The sequence below is a fragment of the Herbaspirillum sp. SJZ107 genome, from assembly GCF_006715485.1.
Lineage (GTDB): Bacteria > Pseudomonadota > Gammaproteobacteria > Burkholderiales > Burkholderiaceae_D > Telluria.
This window is the reverse complement of sequence record NZ_VFNH01000002.1, coordinates 1,228,701-1,246,445: the sequence shown is the minus strand read 5'-3', so window position 1 is coordinate 1,246,445 and position 17,745 is coordinate 1,228,701. Positions and strand designations below refer to the sequence as shown.

The window sequence follows — 17,745 nt, the reverse complement described above, 5'->3', positions numbered from 1 at the left end:
ATTACTCGACGTGTTCCACGTAATCCTTCAAGAACGACCGGTGCTCCCCATCCGGAAACTCGATCGACACCTGGTCGCCTGCCACCGACAGCACCACGCCCTCGCCATACTTCGGCACCTTGACGCGCGTACCGGCCTCGAAGACCGACGCCGGATCGGGCTCGGCCACCGGCTCGTGGTCGAACTCGTCGTCGCGGATTTCGATCTCTTCCGTCAGCACGGCCGCCGGCGGGTTCAGGCAGTTGTCGCAGCGGCAGCATTTTTCGAAGCCCTCGACCTCGTCGCCGAAATAATCGAACAGCAGCTTCCAGCGGCAGAAACCGCTGACCGCATACGACACCATTTGCTCCAGCGCTTCCTTGTCGTGTTCCTGCTTCTGGCGGTAGACCGCGGCCATGGCTTCGAACAGGCTGGCTTTCGGCTCGGTCGCGCCCAAGGTCCAGGCCAGCTTGCGGTTCTGGCGCAGCAGCCTGGTGTCCTTCAGCAGCTTCAGGCAGACCTTGAGGTGCGGCCCGGCCAGGTCGCCGGCCACCTCGTCGACGCGCTGCGGCGTGGCCGTCTCGTCCTCGGCCAGCTTGCGCACGGCTTCGTAGATGGCGCGGATCTCGTCCGCGGTCGGGTAGTGCTTGACCAGGAAGAACTGCTGGACGCGCTTGTCGTCCTGCAGGAACAGCAGCGTGCATTCGGCATCCTTGCCGTCGCGGCCGGCGCGGCCCGACTCCTGGTAGTAGGCTTCCAGGTTGGCCGGAATCTGCAGGTGGATGACGAAGCGCGTGTCCGGCTTGTCGATGCCCATGCCGAAGGCGTTGGTCGCGACCATGATGCGCCGCTCGTCGTCCATGAACAGGTCCTGGTTCGCCTTGCGCTCGGCGGCGTGCAGCTTGCCGTGGTAGATCGTGACCGACTCCCCGGCTTCCTGCAGCAGGTGGTAGAGCTCTTCCGCCATCTTGACCGTGGCGGCGTAGACGATGCCCTTGCCCTCGGTCTCGCGGACCAGGCGCAGCGCCTGCTGCATCTTTTCCTCGGCATTCGTCACCTGCTGCACGCGGTAGTGCAGGTTCGGGCGATAGATGCCGGTATTGATGACGTTCATGCGCGGCCGGCCCAACTGGCGGCCGATGTCGTCCATGACCTCGTCGGTGGCGGTGGCGGTCAGCGCCAGCACCGGCGGCTTGTTCAGGGCGTCGAGCGTACCGGCCATCTCGAGGTAGGCCGGACGGAAATCGTGGCCCCATTGCGAGATGCAGTGGGCTTCGTCGACCACGACCAGCGCCACCTTCACCTCCCGCAACAGGGCGACGAACTCCGACGACACCAGGCGCTCGGGCGTGCAGAACACGATCTCGCACTGCTGCTGCTCGATGGCCGCGAGCGCATTGCGCTCTTCCTCGGCATTCAGGCTGCTGTTGACTTGCACGGCGCGTATGCCCATCTCTTCCAGCTTCTCGAGCTGGTCCTTCATCAGCGAGATCAATGGGGAAACGACGATGGTCATGCCCTCGAGGATGCGGGCGGGAATCTGGTAGCACAGCGATTTACCGCTGCCGGTGGGCATGATCGCCAGCGTGTCCTTGCCATCGAGGACGCTGTCGATCACACGTTGCTGGCCGTCGCGCAACTGGGCGATACCGAAGACGGTATTCAGCAGGCGACGGATGGTGTTGCGGCGTACCGCAAGCAAGCCTTTGTGCAGGAGTTTGGGTTCGTGTCGGGTCATGATGAACCCAACTGTAAATTGGGTACGAACGCGACGCTATAGGACGCAACCTACAGTAACCGTAGGAGCGCCCCGTTAGCGATCTGCGACCGATCAGACAGCGGAACAGCGCGATTTCCTACAATGCGACGGATTGCCCGCCGATAGTTTCCGCATAGAACCTAAACTAAGATGACATCACTGCCACAACATCATCGCCTGCCTGGAGGTTCACCATGATTCGCATGCACCCGACCACCGCCGCCTGGACCGCGCTCCACATCAGCATCACCGGCCTCGCCACCTGGCTGCTGGTCGCGACCGAAGCCTTCAACAGCGCTGCGCCGCTGCTGTTCCATTGATCGATGCCGGTCCCGCATGCGCCAGGCATGCCGGGCGACGCTGCCCTGAGCGGCCGGCGCGCCTTCCCACGTCCTCCCGAGGCGTAACGCTCCTCCTCCCCCCTCGTTCCGAAGCATGCGACCGATTGGCGCGCAAGCGGGCATCATGGTGGCCATTTCCATATCTTGAACGGGTGAGTCATATGAAACGAACGAATCTGCGCGTGGTCATTACCGGCGCATCGAGCGGCATCGGCGCCGCCACCGCCATCGCGTTCGCCAGGGAAGGCGCCAGCCTGGTGCTTGGCGCACGCGGCAAGGAAGGACTCGAAGACATCGCCCAGCGCTGCCGCGCGGCCAGCGGCAAGGCCGAGGTGAAGGTGGTCGACGCCACCGATGCCGATGCCGTCGGACGCTTCGCGCGCGAGGCGCGCAGCACGCTGGGCGACATCGACCTGTGGTTCAGTGACGTCGGCATCGGCGTGGTCGGCCAGTTTGCCGAGGTGCCGATCGAAGACCACCAGCGCGTGATCGAGACCAATCTCGTCAGCCACATGAACGATGCGCATGCCCTGCTGCCGATCTTCCTGGAACAGGGTCACGGCATCTGGGTGAACATGATTTCGGTGGGCGGCTACGTCACGACGCCGTATTCGGCCGCCTACGCCGCCAGCAAGTTCGGCCTGCGCGGCTTCAGCGCCGCCCTGCGCGCCGAACTGCACGACCATAAGCGCATCCACGTCTGCGACGTCTACCCGACCTTCGTCGACACCCCCGGCTTCGCCCACGCCGGCAATTACACGGGCGCCAAGCTGTCCTACCCGCCCGGCGTGCTGGCGCCGGAAAAGGTGGCGGATGCCGTGGTCAAGCTGGCGCGCCAGCCGCGTGCCACGACCGTGATCGGCGCCCCCGCGTTCGCGCTCAAGCTGGCCGAACTGGCCACCCCGCTCACCGCGGTCGCCATGAAGCGCTTCATGGACACCTGGTCGAAGCGCGCCGACCGTACCGGCGACACCCAGGGCAGCCTGTATGAGCCGCCCGCCACGGCCAGCGGCGTGCACAGCGGCCAGCGCGCGCCCGACGGGGCCGGCCAGAAGAAAAACACGGCCCTGCTGGCCGGTGCCGTGGTGGCCGCCGCCGCCATCGGCGTGCAGGTCTGGCGCCGGCGCTCGCGCTGAGCGCGCATCGGCAACGTTTATCGGCTAGATCAGCGCCCTGAGCGCCCCCACGTAGCGCTCGCTGACCGCCACCTGCGCGGCGCAGCGCAGGGTCAGCCGGTAGCTGCCGTCGCCGACCGTCGCCAGCGTCCCGATCTGGTCGCGCCGCACGATGGTGCCGCGGTGCACGCGCACGAACACGCCCGGGTCGAGCAGCGTCTCCAGGCGGCTCAGCGGCATCCGGTGCAGCACCTGGCGCGCCGCCAGGCACAGGTTGACGTAGTTGCCGGCCGCCTCGACCCACAGGATGTCGTCGACCCGCACCTGCTCGACGCGGCCGACCGAGCGCACGCTGATGCGGTCGAGCCAGGCCGCACTGTCGCTACTACGCTCGGTATAGCTGCGCAAGGCATTGCCGTAGGCGGCGCGCTGGCCATGGCGCAGCAAGGCCTCGGCGCGCTCGACCGCCTGCGCCAGGCGGGCATCGCTCACCGGCTTGAGCAGGTAATCGAGCGCATGCACGTCGAAGGCATCGACGGCGTGGGCGCTGAAGGCGGTCACGAAGATCACCAGCGGCGGCTCGGGCCGGCGCGCCAGCTCGCGGGCCAGCGCCAGCCCATCCTCGCCCGGCATGCGGATGTCGAGGAAGATCACCTGCACCTGGGCGTCCGCCGGCCGCGCGGCCAGCGCGGCGCGCGCGGCGGCGGCACTGGCGCATTCGGCCGCCAGGGTCCAGCCGGGATGGGCATCCATCGCCAGCCGCAGGTTGATGCGGCCCGGCGCTTCGTCGTCGACGATCAGGTAAGTCACCGCCATCAGTCGGCCTCCGCCAGCGGCAGGCGCACCCTGGCCACCTCGGCGACACCGGCGATGCCGTGGCCGAAATCGTCGCCGCGCACCCAGGCCACGTACAGCCATTGCAGCGGCTGGAACAGCAGTACCACCGCCACGAACACCGCCAGCACCTGGCGGCGCCGCTCGAACAACCCCGGATGGCGCAGCAGCGCCAGCCCGAGTGCGGCGCTCAGCAGCATCATCGGCAGGTATTCGATGCACCATTTCGGCAGCAGCCGCCATTGTCCCTGGGTGCCGACGGCGCAGACCGCGATCCACGCCAGCAGGTTCAGCGCCAGCATCCGCAGTGCCGGCGGCACGCGCTCCCACGTGTGGGACCAGGTGCGCGGCGGTTGCGGATAGCGGGCGGCGGGATTCAGCGTACTCATCGACGGAAAGTATACCAGCGGGCCATTTGCTCCTCCGGCACCGGCGGTCACACCGGGGCGGCGTTTCGTCACACGCCGGTTACCCGCGGCGTGCGGGCCGGACCAGAATCCATGTTTTCGACTCCTGCCCGGACCCGATGAAACGCTTCGTCCGCATCGCGCTGTTGTTCCTGCTTCTGGTCGCCGCCTACCTCGGCCTCGCCGCCGCCTGGGCCGCCTGCAGCTACGACAGCCTGGCAGCGGCCCTGCCGCCGCCCCGCCCCGGCACGTTGTCGCCACGCCAGAGCGCGATCCTGCTTGCCGTCGAAGACCCGGATTTCCATACGCACCACGGCATCAGCTTCGCCGCCGGCCAGGGCGTCGCCACGCTGACGGCGGCGGTGGCGCGCGACTTCTACCTGCGCGACGGGCAGGCCGGCGCCGGCCTCCTGCAGCGCTTGTATGCGGGCGTCCAGCGCTGCTGCAAGGCGATCGACCTCGGGCGCGATGCGATGGCGCTGGTGCTCGATGCGCGCATGTCCAAGGACAGGCAGCTCGACTATTACATCGGCCACGTCTACATGGGCACACAGGCCGGCGTGCAGGTGCGCGGCCTGGCGCTGGCGGCGCTGCTGTATGCGGGCAAGCCGCTGGCCGCGCTCGACGAGCACGAATTCGTGCGCCTGGTGGCCATGATCAAGGCCCCGAACGCGTACCACCCGCAACGCCGGCCGGCGGCGCTGGCCGAGCGCGTGGTCCGCATCGAAGCGCTGCTGGCCGGCAGGTGCAGGCCGGCGGGCTGGTCTGATACGCCGTATGAAGCATGTCCATCCTCACAAGGAACACCATGAAACGATGCTGTCTCGCCGCGGGTGCGCTGTGCGCCCTCCTGTCTCCTGTTCATGCGGCCGAGGTCTGCACGGCACTCGCCGACGCCGCCGGCGGCAAGCCCCTGCTGGAACGCGGCGATTGCCGCACCCGCGTCACGCCGGCGTCGACCTTCAAGATCGCCATCAGCCTGATGGGCTACGACGCCGGCGTCCTGAAGGATGCGCACACGCCGCTGCTGCCCTACCGCCCCGGCTACGTCGACTGGCAGCCGGCCTGGCGCGCACCGGCCGATCCGGCAAAATGGATGCGCGACTCGGTGGTCTGGTATTCGCAGCAGACGACGCTGGCGCTGGGACCGGCGCGCTTCGGCGCCTACGTCCGGCAATTCGGCTACGGGAACCAGGACGTGACGGGCGACGCCGATCATGACGGGCTGACGCTGTCCTGGATCGGATCCTCGCTGCAGATCTCGCCGCTGGAGCAGCTCGGTTTTCTCGCCAAACTGGTGAACCGCCGGCTCGGCGTCAGCGGCCACGCCTACGACATGACCGCCGCCCTCACCCATTACGGCACGGTGAGCGGCTGGGACCTGCACGGCAAGACCGGCGCCTCGAGCGGCCTGGGCTGGTACGTCGGCTGGGCGACGAAAGACGGGCGCACCGTCACCTTTGCGCGCCTGGTCCGCAGCGACGACACCAAGCCGGAGGCCATGTCGACCGGGGTCTGGGCACGCCAGGCTTTCCTGGCCGAGTTCCCGGGCCTGCTGCCATGACACTCCAGCAGCGCAACTTCGGCATCGACTGCCTGCGCGGCCTGGCGATCCTGCTGGTGATCGTCCACCACCTGGCCCTGCCCTTCCGCCTGCCCCTGAAACCCAGCCTGCTCGGCGACTGGCTGCCCAAGCGGCTGCTGAACGCCATCAGCTTCAACGGTTACGAAGCCGTGTTCGTGTTCTTCGTGATCTCGGGCTTCCTGATCGCCACCCGCATCATCGAGCGCGACGGCGATCTGCACAATATGCAGCTCGGGCGCTTCTACCGGGCGCGGGCGGGGCGCATCCTGCCGCTCCTGCTGGTCACGCTGGCGCTGCTGAGCGTGCTGGCCTCCCTGGGCATCGAGGGCTTTGCACCGGAGACCGACCGGCAAACCCTCGGCGGCCTGCTCGGCGCCGCCCTGAGCTTCACCTTCAACTGGTACGAAGGCCGCACCGGCTGGGCGCCGGCCGGCTGGGACGTGCTGTGGTCACTGTCGATCGAAGAAGTGTTCTATCTCGGCTTCCCGCTGCTGTGCCTGTGGCTGCCGCGCCGGCTGCTAGTGGGATTGCTGCTGGCCTGGGCCCTGCTGATCGGCCCCTTGCGTGCGCTGGTCCCTGCGGGTGACGAGGTCTGGTGGGAAAAAGCCTACCTGCCCGGCATGGCGGCGATCGCCTGGGGCGTGCTGGCGGCGCTGCTTGCCCAGCGTTGGCGTCCAAGCCGGCGCGGCGCCCGGGCGCTGGGGATCTTCGGCGCCTTTTGCATCCTGCTGGTGCTGGGCTGGGGCGACCTGGTACACAAGGTCCTGTACGAGTCGAATCTGTATGCGCTGTGCCTGGGCGCGAGCCTGATGCTGCTCGCCCTCCATGCCTGGCCGCCTCGGCCTGCACGTGGCCTGGGCTGGCTGGCGCGCATGGGGCAGCTCAGCTATGAACTCTACCTGTCGCACATGCTGGTCGTTCTGGCGGCAGTGGCACTGTACCGCGGTTTGTTGGGCGAGGTTCAGGCCTGGACCTTTACGGTGTACCTGCCGGTATTGTTGGTCTGCTTCGGACTGGCGCTGCTGCTCGAAGCCTTGCCGCAGGCCTGGGCTCACCGGAGGCGCTCAGGCCGTAAAATACCGCTTTGAATTTTTACAAAGCGACTCTCAGCATGGAAACCAAGGATCAGCGTTACCTCGTCCAGCAAAACAAACTCACCGACACGGACAACACGGCACCCGTGTTCGCCCGCGTCATGCGCAGCAAGGAAGGCAAGTTCGAAGGGGTCTCTTTTATCAGGAACAGGGAAAAGGCGACCGTGATGACGATTGCCGAGGCCGAGGAAGCCATGGCCTGGGCGGCGAAGAAAAAGGGCAATGCGCACGAGTACAAGAGCAAGATCATTTGCCTGGGCCAGTGATCGAGACGCGCAGCGCGCCCGGCCTCGGCATCGACTGACCTTTCGTGGTGTGACAAAGCACGTATTTCCGGCAGACATTTCTCGCTAACATGTGCGAGAACGCGCCCTTATCGCGGCGCACGTCCAAGGAGCCGCTCATGTTCGACCGTATCAGACGCAGTTTCGATCTTGTCCGCGCCAGCGCCCAGGTGCTCAGGCAGGACAATCACCTGCTGCTGTTCCCCCTGATCTCGGCCGGCGCCTGGCTGCTGCTGGTGGCCGCATTCGCCCTGCCGGTGTTCGGCCTGGGACCGGTCGACGGCATGGGCGAAGGCGGCCTGTATTCGATCGGCTTCCTGTTCTACGTGGTGCAGTACTTCGTCATTTTCTATTTCAACACGGCGCTGGTCGGCGCCGTCATGATCCGGCTGGACGGCGGCAGCCCGACGCTGGCCGACGGCCTGCGCATCGCCAACGCCCGCCTGCCGGCCATCCTCGGCTACGCGGTCATTTCCGCGACCGTCGGCGTGATCCTGCGCGCGATCCAGGAACGGCTCGGCTTCGTCGGCCGCCTGGTCGTCGGCCTGATCGGCGCCGGCTGGGCGCTGGCGACTTTCCTGGTGGTGCCGGTGATCGTGACCCGCGACCGCGGTCCGATGGACTCGATTTCCGAAAGCACCGCCCTGCTCAAGCGCACCTGGGGCGAGAACGTCACCGGCCATATCGGCATGGGCGCCGCCTTCGGCCTGGTCTACTTCGGCCTGGCCGGCGGCAGCGTGCTGCTGGCGATCCTCCTGCTTGCCGCCGGCGCCGTCAGCCCGGTGTTCTTCTTCCTGTTCGGCGCCGTCGTCGTGCTGGCGCTGCTGGCCTGCGTGCTGTTCCAGGCGACGCTGACCGGCATCTATTCCGCCGTCCTTTACCGCTACGCCGTCGACGGCAGCGCGTCGGCCGGGTTCGACAAGGGTTTGCTGGCGTCCAGCTTCCGGCAGAAGTCCTGATCCCACAGATTCAGACGCAAATTCGACCCTGATGAAAAGTCTCGTCCTCGTTCCACTCATCCTGGTCACAGCCGCCTGCACCGGTATCGACGCAAAGACCAACTACGACCTTCAGTGGGACGCGAAAACGGCAAGACTTACCGTTCTGGACGAACTGGGAAAACCCATCCCCATCGCGGCCGGAAAATACCTTGCCTTGCCCGGCCTCGTTCTATCACGCGGCCAGATTCGCCTGCACCCCGGCAAGCAGAGGATTGGCTACATATGCCCGCCGAAACCGGGGGGTATGGAGGTATTGGACGTAGCACCATCGGTCATCTACGAGTTCAAGGCTGGCCAACAGTATGAAATGGCATGTATCGACGGTTTTCCCCACATACGTCCGATGTAACGCGCAAGCAGCCGGCCCTGATAAAACCCGGCAATAAAAAAGGCAGCGCCTCCTTCCGGAAAGCGCTGCCTCTTCAACAGCTGACTGGACTCGACCGCTTATGCGGCTTCAACCGCCACCGGCATGCGGATCAGGTAATCGAAGGCCGACAGCGCTGCCTTGGCACCCTCGCCCGCCGCGATCACGATCTGCTTGAACGGCGTGGTGGTCGCATCGCCCGCGGCGAACACGCCCGGGATGTTGGTGCGGCCGTGGGCGTCGACGATGATCTCGCCGAAGCGCGACAGTTCCAGGGTGCCCTTCAGGAACTCGGTGTTCGGCACCAGGCCGATCTGGACGAACACGCCGGCCAGCGGGACGTTCTTCTCTTCACCCGTGATGCGGTCCTTGAACGAGATGCCGTTGACCTTGTTGCCGTCGCCGGTGATCTCGGTGGTCTGGGCGTTGACGTGGATGGTCACGTTCGACAGGCTCTGCACCTTGTTCACCAGCACGGCGTCGGCTTTCAGCTGGTTGGCGAACTCGATCAGGGTCACGTGCTCGACGATACCGGCCAGGTCGATCGCCGCTTCCACGCCCGAGTTGCCGCCGCCGATGACCGCGACGCGCTTGCCCTTGTACAGCGGGCCGTCGCAGTGCGGGCAGTAGTTGACGCCGGCGTTCTTGTACTGCTCTTCGCCCGGCACGTTGACGTTCCTCCAGCGGGCGCCGGTCGACAGGATCACGGTGCTCGACTTCAGCGAGCCGCCGTTGACGAATTGCACTTCAACCAGTTCGCCAGGGGCCGACGGCGGGATGATCTTGGCGGCTTCCTGCTGGGTCATCACGTCGACGCCGTAGTGGCGCACCTGCTGTTCCAGGGCAGCCGAGAATTTCGGGCCGTCGGTTTCCAGCACCGAGATGTAGTTCTCGATCGACATGGTGTCGTTCACCTGGCCACCCATGCGGCCGGTGGCGACGCCGGTGCGGATGCCTTTGCGGGCGGCGTACACGGCTGCGGCCGAGCCGGCCGGGCCACCGCCGACGATCAGCACGTCGTACGGATCCTTGGCGTTCAGCTTGGCGGCGTCACGGGCGCCTGCGCCCTTGTCCAGCTTGGCGACGATTTCTTCGATCATCATGCGGCCCGAACCGAACAGTTCGCCGTTCAGGAAGACCATCGGCACGGCCATCACCTGGCGCGCTTCGACTTCCTTCTGGTAGGCGCCGCCTTCGATCACGGTGGTCTTCACGTTCGGGTTCAGGATGGCCATCAGCGACAGCGCCTGCACCACGTCCGGGCAGTTATGGCAGCTCAGCGACATGTACATCTCGAAGTTGTACTCGCCTTCGAGTGCCTTGATGGCGTCGATGGTGTCCTGCTCGACCTTCGGCGGGTGGCCGCCGGTCCACAGCAGGGCCAGCACCAGCGAGGTGAATTCGTGGCCGAGCGGCAGGCCGGCAAAGCGCAGCGAGGTGTTGGTGCCGGTGCGCTGGACGCTGAACGACGGCTTGCGCGCATCGTTGCCGTCGGTACGGACGGTGATCTTGTCGCTGCGCAGGCTCTGGATGGTCTGCAGCAGTTCGAGCGTCTGCTTGGAGGTCTCGCTGTCGTCCAGCGAGGCAACCAGTTCGAACGGTTGCTGTACACGCTGCAGGTAGGCGCCGAGTTGGGTCTTCAGGTCATTGTCAAGCACGCTCATGGTCATTTCCTCGTTCGTATCGTCGTTAAATCGTTAAAGTTCTGGGCAAAGCCTGGCCCCGACGCATCGATTCTTCAATCGTGCGTCCATCAAATTAGTAAATCTGGCGCGGCAAAATCGACTAGTTTGATCGCCTTTTTCCAGGGCGGGATCAATGCGGCGCGGGTAAGAGGTGGGGACATCAGCCGCTACCGCAATGGGGTTTTGGCTAATGTCCTTGTACAACTAGGTCCTACAGTAACTGCTGCGAGCCGGGGGCGGCCCGCTTTCCAACAATCTATTAATTAGATCTTGCCGACCAGGTCCAGCGACGGCTTCAGGGTTTCGGCGCCTTCCGACCACTTGGCCGGGCAGACTTCGCCCGGGTGAGCGGCGACGTACTGGGCTGCCTTGACTTTGCGCATCAGTTCCGATGCGTCACGGCCGATGCCGTTGTCGTGCACTTCCATGACCTTGATCTGGCCTTCCGGATTGATCACGAAGGTACCGCGCAGCGCCATGCCTTCTTCTTCGATCATGACTTCGAAGTTACGGGCCAGGGTGCCGGTCGGGTCGCCGATCAGCGGGTAGTTCACTTTCTTGATGGCTTCCGAGGTGTCGTGCCATGCCTTGTGGGCGAAGTGGCTGTCGGTCGACACGCCGTAGACTTTCACACCCATCTTGGCGAATTCCGGCTGGAAGTCAGCCAGGTCTTCCAGTTCGGTCGGGCAGACGAAGGTGAAGTCAGCCGGGTAGAACATCACGACCGACCAGGTGCCTTTGAAATCGGCGTCGGTCAGGTCGACGAACTTGCCGTCGTGGTACGCGGTTGCTTTGAACGGCTTGATCGTGCTGTTGATGAGGGACATGAAAGCTCCTGTTGTGGGGTTAAAAAAATACGTTAGGTGCACACTATACCTCGCACACACGTTTATGTGAAATTAATTGAGCAGATTTTATCGATTAATTTTCCCTATCGCCTTTCGATAGGTGGGACCTATCGGAGCCATTGGCGTGAAAAGCGATCGGGAGCGGTGGAAACTTGGCCCCCCGCCTTCGCGGGGGCGACGTTCGAGGGCTGCGGGTCGAATGCCCGCAGCGGCTTTACGCGGGGGCGACGGCCTGCAAGGCCGGCTCGGTGCAAGGCAGGGTCAGGCTGAAGGTGGCGCCCTGCCCCGGGGCGCTGCTGGCCGTCAGCTTGCCGCCGTGCGAGGTCGCCAGCTGGCGCGAGATGTACAGGCCCAGGCCCAGGCCTTTCGGCTCGCCGCTCTTGGCGCCGCGCTCGTAGGGTTCGAAGATGCGTTCGATGAAGTCGGGCGCGATACCCTTGCCGTGATCGCGGACGTCGATGACCGCATGGCAACCCTCCTGGTGGACACTGACTTCGACCGCGCCGCCGCCGCCGTAGCGCAATGCATTGGTCAGCAGGTTGACCACCACCTGCTCGATGCGGAATTCGTCCCACCAGCCTTCCACCGGCGCATGCGGCTCCAGCACCAGGTTGCAGCCGGCCGCCGCGGCAGCCAGCGACAAATCGTTGACCACGCGTTCGAGCAGCGCCATCAGCTCGACCTTGCCCGGCCGGATCGACAGCGTGCCGCTCTTCATGCGCGAGACGTCCAGCATGTCGTCGATCAGGCGGATCATGGACTTGATCTGGCGCTCGTCGCGCTTGATCATGCTGCCCATCTGCTCGGCATTAAAGGCCGGCATGTTGCCGCGCTTGAGCTGCAGGCTGCGCATCTGGGTTTCCAGGAACAGCGTGTTGAGCGGCGTGCGCAGTTCGTGCGCCACCAGCGACATGAATTCGTCGCGCATGCGCAGCGAGCGCTGCAGTTCGCCCTGGGTCGCGTTCAGTTCGCGCAGCAGCACTTCCTGCTCGCGCCGGCTGCGTTCCAGCGCTTCCATCTGGTGGCGCATCTCGCGCCGCTGCTGGTCGAGGGTGACGAAGACGTTGACCTTGCTGCGCACCGCGTCCGGATCGAGCGGCTTGTACATGAAGTCGACGGCGCCGGTCTCGTAGCCCTTGAACGCGTAGTTCAGTTCGCGCCCGGCAGCGGACACGAACACGATCGGGATGTTGCGGGTGCGCGAGGTGGCACGCATCATCTCGGCCAGCTCGAAGCCGTCCATGCCGGGCATCTGCACGTCCAGGATGGCCAGCGCGAATTCATGTTCGAGCATCAGCGACAGCGCTTCCTCGCCGGAAGACGCCTGGTAGACGATACGGTGCTCGTCGCGGATGACGGCGTCGAGGGCGCGCAGGTTTTCCGGCAGGTCGTCGACGATCAGGAGTTTGCTTGGGTCTTTTGCGCTCATGATTTGTAATTCTCCAACATGGGCAACAGCGCCTGGATCCGCGCCAGCGGCAGGACCAGGTGCGGTTTGCAACGGCGGATCGCCTCCATCGGCATCACGCCCACCTGGGCGTCAGCAGGATCTTGTACCACGGTAAAGCCGCCGCGGGCGCGGATCTGCGCCATGCCGTCGGCGCCGTCGTGGTTGGCGCCGGTCAGCAGGATGCCGACCAGGCCGGGGCCCCAGGCATCCGCGCTCGATTCCATCAGCACGTCGATCGCGGGCCGCGCATAGTGCACCGGCGGTTCGCAGCTCAGCGAGAAGGTCCGGTCCTGCTCGACCGACAGGTGGTAGCCGGGGCCGGCAAAATAGACGGTGCCGGCCTCGATCCCGCTCTTGTCGGTGGCTTCGCGCACCGGCAGCGGCAGGCGCTCGTCGAACAGTTCGGCCAGCCGGCTCTCGCGGTCGGGCGGCAGGTGCAGCATGCAGACGACCGGCAGATCATACCCCGCCGGCAGTGCCGGCAGCAGCTGGATCAGGGCGTCGACGCCGCCGGCCGAGCCGCCGATCACGACCGCCTCGATGCGCCGTCCCTGCAGGCTGGCCTGCAGGTCGCGGTCGGTGATGGTGCTGGCCGTCATGCGCCCACCTTGCGGAACAGGCGTTCCCGGCGCGCCAGCGGCTCGAAGCGCTGGGCATAGCTGGAAAAGTCGATGCTTTCCTTGCTGCCCAGGCCCAGGAAGCCGCGGTGGCACAGGGATTCGTGGAACAGCCCCAGCACCCGGTTCTGCAAACGCCGGTTGAAATAGATCATCACGTTGCGGCAGCTGATGAAATGGGTCTCGGCAAACACGCTGTCGGTGGCCAGGCTGTGGTCGGCGAAGGTGACGTTTTCCACCAGCGCACGGTCGAACAGCGCGCCGCCGTAGGCCGCGGTGTAATAGTCGGAAAAAGCGCGCGTGCCCCCTGCCTTCTGGTAGTTCTCGGTGAACAGGCGCATGCGGTCGAGCGGCATCACGCCGCGCCGCGCCGCATCCAGCGAGGCCGGGTTGATGTCGGTCGCATAGATCAGCGTGCGTTCCAGCAAGCCTTCTTCCTTGAGCAGGATCGCCAGCGAATAGACTTCCTCGCCGGTGCTGCAGCCGGCCACCCAGATCTTCAGCGAAGGATAGGTCTCCAGGAACGGCACCACCTGGCGCCGGATGGCCAGGTAGTAATCCGGGTCGCGGAACATTTCGGTGACCGGAATGGTGAGAAATTGCAGCAGCTGCGCGAAGGCGGCCGGATCGTGCATCACCCGGGCCTGCAGGCTGGACACGGTCTCGCATTCCATGGCGCGCATGGCAACCAGCACGCGGCGCTTCTGGGAAGCGCCGGTGTAGTCGCGGAAGTCGTAGTTGTACTTGAGATAGACAGCTTCGACCAGCATCCGCAGTTCGATATCGATGTCGCTTGGCGGTTTGGTCATCGTTTTTACGTCTCTACTTTAAATGCGCTCCAGCGTCGGCATCCACACCCTGAGCAACGAATACAGGCGGGTCAGGTCGATCGGCTTGGCCAGGTAATCATTGGCACCAGCGGCCAGGCACTGTTCCTGGTCGTCCTTCATCGCCTTGGCGGTGATGGCGATGATCGGCAGGCGCGTGAAGCGTCCATCCTGGCGGATGCGGCGCGTCGCTTCCAGGCCATCCATGCCCGGCATCATCACGTCCATCAGCACCAGGTCGATATTCTCCACCTCATCCAGTTTGGAAAGGGCCTCGAAACCATTGCGGCCGACCACCACGTTGGCGCCGCGCTGCTCCAGCGCGCTGGTCAGGGCGAACACGTTGCGCACGTCGTCGTCGACCAGCAGGATGGTCCTGCCTTCGAACACGCGGTCGCGTCCGCGCACCGTCTTGAGCATGATCTGGCGCTCGGACGACAGCTGCGACTCGACCTTGTGCAGGAACAGCGTGACTTCGTCCAGCAGGCGCTCCGGCGAACGCGCACCCTTGATGATGATCGAGCGCGAGTACTTCGACAATTCGGCTTCCTCGTCGCGGGTCAGGTTGCGGCCGGTGTAGACGATGACCGGCGGGAACGACACCAGCTCTTCGTGCGACATGCGCTGCAGCAACTCGTTGCCCTGCATATCGGGCAGCTTCAAGTCGATGATCATGCAGTCGAAAATCTGCGAGCGCAACAGCGCGAGCGCTTCGCCGCCGGAGCCGACCGCCGAAATCTCGACGTCATTGTCGGCGATCAGCTGGACCACGCTGTCGCGCTGGCGTTCGTCGTCCTCGACCAGCAGCACGCGCTTGAGTTGCTGCGTCGATTTTTCCTTGAGCTTCAGGAAGACTTCTTCCAGCTGCTCGCGCGTGGTCGGCTTCAGCGCATAGCCGATGGCGCCCAGGTGCAGCGCCTCGCCGCCGTTTTCCATGCTCGAGACTACGTGCACCGGGATGTGGCGGGTGGACGGGTTTTCCTTCAGCTGCTGCAGCACCGACAAGCCGGAACGGTCCGGCAGGCGCATGTCGAGCAGGATCGCATCGGGCTGCTCGTTGGTGGCCAGTTCCAGGCCTTCCTCGGCGGTCAGGCCCACCAGGCAGCGGAATTCCATGTCGTGCGCCAGGCCGTACAGGATGCGCGCGAATTCCGGCTCGTCCTCGATGGTGAGCACGGTGCGGCGGCCGTTGGCCGGCTGGTCGCGGTCGTCGGGGAAGCTGGTCGCGGCGCCGGCCTGCCCTGCGGGCTCGCTCGACACCGTCTCCGCCACCTGGGCCGGGGCTTGCGCCGGCGCCTTGGCGCGCGCCGGGGCGCTGCTGCGCGCGGCTTGCGGCGCCGGTGCCGGCGGCGGCGTGGCCGCCACGGTGCCGTTGCGCGGCAGGCTGAGCGTGAAGGTACTGCCCTCGCCCGGCGCGCTGGCCACCGTCAGTGTGCCGCCCAGCAGCGCGGTCAGGTCGCGCGAGATCGACAGGCCGAGGCCGGTGCCGCCGTACTTGCGCGCGGTCGAGCCGTCGGCCTGGTGGAAGGCGTCGAAGATGCGTTCCTGCTGGTCGGGTGCGATGCCGATGCCGGAATCCTGGACCACGAACTGGACCCAGCCATCCTGGGTCGCGCTGACGGTCAGGCTGACGTCGCCGCTGTCGGTGAACTTGACCGCGTTCGACAGCAGGTTTTTCAGGATCTGCTCGATGCGCTGGCGGTCGGTGTGGATCGACGCCGGCACGTTCGGGGCGACGTCGAAGCGGAACTCGAGCGACTTCTGGCGCGCCAGCGGTTCGAAGGTACGCGCCATGTGCTCGACCACGCGGCGCAGCGACAGCTCTTCCGGCACCAGTTCCAGCTTGCCCGCCTCGACCTTGGAAATATCGAGGATGTCGTTGATCAGGTTGAGCAGGTCGTTGCCGGCCGAATAGATGGTCTGGGCAAAGCGCACCTGCTCTTCGTTCAGGTTGCCGGCCGCATTGTCGGACAGCAGCTTGGCCAGGATCAGCGAGCTGTTGAGCGGCGTCCTCAGTTCGTGCGACATGTTGGCCAGGAACTCGGACTTGTAGCGGCTGGCGCGCTCGAGCTCCAGCGCGCGTTCGCGCAACTGGTCCTGGGCTTGCAGCAAGGCACTGTTCTTGAGGTCCAGGCGGGCGGCCTGCTCGCCCAGTTGCTCGTTGGTCTGCTCCAGCTCGGCCTGCTGGTTTTCCAGCGCCGACTGCGATTCTTCCAGCGCGCGCGACTGTTCTTCCAGCTCTTCGTTGGCGGTGCGCAGTTCTTCCTGCTGCACCTGCAATTCCTCGTTCATGGCCTGCTGCTCTTCCAGCGCCACCTGCAGGCGCTGGCGGTACAGCACGGCAGCGACCGACGCGCCGACCGCGGGGCCGATCATTTTCATGAACTCGACGTCGCGCTCGGTAACCGGGCGCAGGAAGCCGATCTCGATCACGCCCTTGATCTTGCCGTGGTTCGAGATCGGGGCGATCACCAGTTCGCGCGGTGCGGTCTCGCCGAGGCCGGAGCCGACCTTGATGTAATCCGGCGGCAGGTCGCGCAGGGTCAGGATGCGGTTCTGGTTGGCCGACTGCGACGCCAGCGATTCGTTCGGCTGGATCTGCAGGCCGCGCTCGGTATCGGCATGGGCAAAGCCGTAGGCGGCGAGGCGGCGCAGCACGCCGTCCTCGCTGCGCACGTACATGGCGCCGACCACGCCTTCCAGGTAGCGCGTGACGTAGCCCAGGGCGACGTTGCCCAGGGGTTCGAGTTCGTGGATATTCGAGGTCTTGCCGGCCAGTTCAGCCTGGCCGGTACGCAGCCAGTCCTGGTGGCGCAGCTCGGCATTGTGTTCGGCTTCGTGTTCCAGCGTCTCGTTATAGGAACGGGACAGGCGCAGCAGTTCGCGGCGGCCGAACATCGCCAGCGAACCGGCCACGACCAGGCTGAACAGGAGGAAGATGGCGACCGACCACGCGATCACGGAGCGCGAGGAAGTATTGCGCTCCTGCAGCAGGCGCTGCTCGACCTCGATGAAGTCGGCGAACTGGCGCCGTACCTCGTCGGTCAGGACCTTGCCGCGCCCGGTCTTGACCAACGCGATGAAATCGTCGCTCTTGCGGCGCTGTGCAATCACCTCGTCGGCGTACAGCTGCCATTCGCGCTGGGCATTGCGGACGCGCTCGATACGGTCGACCTGGGTGCCGTTGTCGGCCACCAGCTTGCGCAGTCCGTCCAGCTCGCCTTCGATCTTCGGCTTGGCCAGCAGGTAGGGCGACAAGAAGTCGTCGTCGCCGGACAGCAGGTAACCGCGCACGCCGGCTTCCATGTCGGCCGACATCCGGCTGACCTCGTTGGCGCGGCCGATCACATGCTCCGAGTGCTCGACCCAGCTCAGGACATTGATGAGGTAGGCGATGATCCCGACGAAGACCAGCGCGCTGAGGACGCCCATGCCGAGGGGCATGGCGACGTTGCGGGACAGGATACGGCGGAATTGATTACTGTCGATACTCGTGCCAGGCATACTTTTACGCGACGCGTTTGGAAAAAAATATCCAAAGTGTAACGCAAT

At 65.3% G+C, this 17,745-nt stretch carries 17 protein-coding genes; 8 read left to right on the top strand and 9 right to left on the bottom strand.

What is annotated here, in order from left to right:
• Position 1 precedes the first annotated feature (1 nt).
• On the bottom strand, positions 2–1,717 hold the full coding sequence (locus tag FBX97_RS15245; protein WP_141833001.1) for an ATP-dependent DNA helicase RecQ: 1,716 nt from the start codon (positions 1,715–1,717) through the stop codon (positions 2–4).
• A gap of 215 nt (positions 1,718–1,932) precedes the next feature.
• Between FBX97_RS15245 and FBX97_RS30185 the strand changes: the two genes are divergently transcribed.
• Both FBX97_RS30185 and FBX97_RS15240 read left to right on the top strand, forming a co-directional pair.
• Positions 1,933–2,058 carry a hypothetical protein gene (locus FBX97_RS30185; RefSeq protein ID WP_255517476.1) on the top strand — a complete coding sequence of 42 codons (126 nt, stop codon included), beginning with the start codon at positions 1,933–1,935 and terminating at the stop codon, positions 2,056–2,058.
• A 182-nt stretch (positions 2,059–2,240) separates the two neighbouring features.
• Entirely contained in the window at positions 2,241–3,215 is a 975-nt protein-coding gene (locus FBX97_RS15240; RefSeq protein WP_141832999.1) for an SDR family oxidoreductase, read from the top strand.
• A 24-nt stretch (positions 3,216–3,239) separates the two neighbouring features.
• On the opposite strand, the gene FBX97_RS15235 is transcribed toward FBX97_RS15240, so the two are convergent.
• Positions 3,240–4,010, bottom strand: coding sequence for a LytTR family DNA-binding domain-containing protein (locus FBX97_RS15235; protein ID WP_141832997.1), 771 nt, complete (start codon positions 4,008–4,010; stop codon positions 3,240–3,242).
• The gene (locus tag FBX97_RS15230; protein WP_141832995.1) at positions 4,010–4,417 is read right to left on the bottom strand and encodes a hypothetical protein; all 408 of its coding nucleotides are present in this window, start codon (positions 4,415–4,417) and stop codon (positions 4,010–4,012) included. The genes FBX97_RS15235 and FBX97_RS15230 overlap by 1 nt, the downstream gene beginning before the upstream one ends.
• A 137-nt stretch (positions 4,418–4,554) precedes the next feature.
• Between FBX97_RS15230 and FBX97_RS15225 the strand changes: the two genes are divergently transcribed.
• The 6 genes from FBX97_RS15225 to FBX97_RS15200 all read left to right on the top strand — a co-directional run bounded on the left by FBX97_RS15225 (position 4,555) and on the right by FBX97_RS15200 (position 8,748).
• Positions 4,555–5,247: a transglycosylase domain-containing protein gene (locus FBX97_RS15225; protein WP_141832993.1), complete on the top strand. Its 693-nt coding sequence runs from the start codon at positions 4,555–4,557 to the stop codon at positions 5,245–5,247.
• Positions 5,220–5,999, top strand: a complete 780-nt coding sequence (blaOXA, locus tag FBX97_RS15220) for a class D beta-lactamase (protein WP_370457248.1) — start codon at positions 5,220–5,222, stop codon at positions 5,997–5,999. The genes FBX97_RS15225 and blaOXA overlap by 28 nt, the downstream gene beginning before the upstream one ends.
• Complete coding sequence (locus tag FBX97_RS15215; protein WP_141832989.1) at positions 5,996–7,108, top strand: acyltransferase; 1,113 nt, start codon at positions 5,996–5,998, stop codon at positions 7,106–7,108. Before blaOXA ends, FBX97_RS15215 begins: the two co-directional genes overlap by 4 nt.
• A gap of 23 nt (positions 7,109–7,131) precedes the next feature.
• Positions 7,132–7,380, top strand: coding sequence for a hypothetical protein (locus FBX97_RS15210; RefSeq protein WP_141832987.1), 249 nt, complete (start codon positions 7,132–7,134; stop codon positions 7,378–7,380).
• A 137-nt stretch (positions 7,381–7,517) separates the two neighbouring features.
• Complete coding sequence (locus FBX97_RS15205) at positions 7,518–8,357, top strand: DUF6159 family protein (RefSeq protein ID WP_141832986.1); 840 nt, start codon at positions 7,518–7,520, stop codon at positions 8,355–8,357.
• A gap of 31 nt (positions 8,358–8,388) precedes the next feature.
• Positions 8,389–8,748, top strand: coding sequence for a hypothetical protein (locus FBX97_RS15200; RefSeq protein WP_141832985.1), 360 nt, complete (start codon positions 8,389–8,391; stop codon positions 8,746–8,748).
• 98 nt (positions 8,749–8,846) lie between these two features.
• Here FBX97_RS15200 and ahpF read toward each other — a convergent pair whose 3' ends face one another.
• The 6 genes from ahpF to FBX97_RS15170 form a co-directional block, all read right to left on the bottom strand.
• Positions 8,847–10,424, bottom strand: coding sequence for an alkyl hydroperoxide reductase subunit F (gene ahpF / locus FBX97_RS15195; RefSeq protein WP_141834531.1), 1,578 nt, complete (start codon positions 10,422–10,424; stop codon positions 8,847–8,849).
• A 290-nt stretch (positions 10,425–10,714) separates the two neighbouring features.
• Entirely contained in the window at positions 10,715–11,278 is a 564-nt protein-coding gene (gene ahpC, locus FBX97_RS15190) for an alkyl hydroperoxide reductase subunit C (protein WP_141832983.1), read from the bottom strand.
• A gap of 235 nt (positions 11,279–11,513) precedes the next feature.
• The gene (locus FBX97_RS15185; RefSeq protein ID WP_141832981.1) at positions 11,514–12,728 is read right to left on the bottom strand and encodes a hybrid sensor histidine kinase/response regulator; all 1,215 of its coding nucleotides are present in this window, start codon (positions 12,726–12,728) and stop codon (positions 11,514–11,516) included.
• The gene (locus tag FBX97_RS15180) at positions 12,725–13,348 is read right to left on the bottom strand and encodes a chemotaxis protein CheB (RefSeq protein WP_141832979.1); all 624 of its coding nucleotides are present in this window, start codon (positions 13,346–13,348) and stop codon (positions 12,725–12,727) included. Before FBX97_RS15180 ends, FBX97_RS15185 begins: the two co-directional genes overlap by 4 nt.
• On the bottom strand, positions 13,345–14,175 hold the full coding sequence (locus FBX97_RS15175) for a protein-glutamate O-methyltransferase CheR (RefSeq protein WP_141832977.1): 831 nt from the start codon (positions 14,173–14,175) through the stop codon (positions 13,345–13,347). The genes FBX97_RS15180 and FBX97_RS15175 overlap by 4 nt, the downstream gene beginning before the upstream one ends.
• An 18-nt stretch (positions 14,176–14,193) precedes the next feature.
• Positions 14,194–17,697 carry a response regulator gene (locus FBX97_RS15170; RefSeq protein ID WP_141832975.1) on the bottom strand — a complete coding sequence of 1,168 codons (3,504 nt, stop codon included), beginning with the start codon at positions 17,695–17,697 and terminating at the stop codon, positions 14,194–14,196.
• Positions 17,698–17,745: the final 48 nt, after the last annotated feature.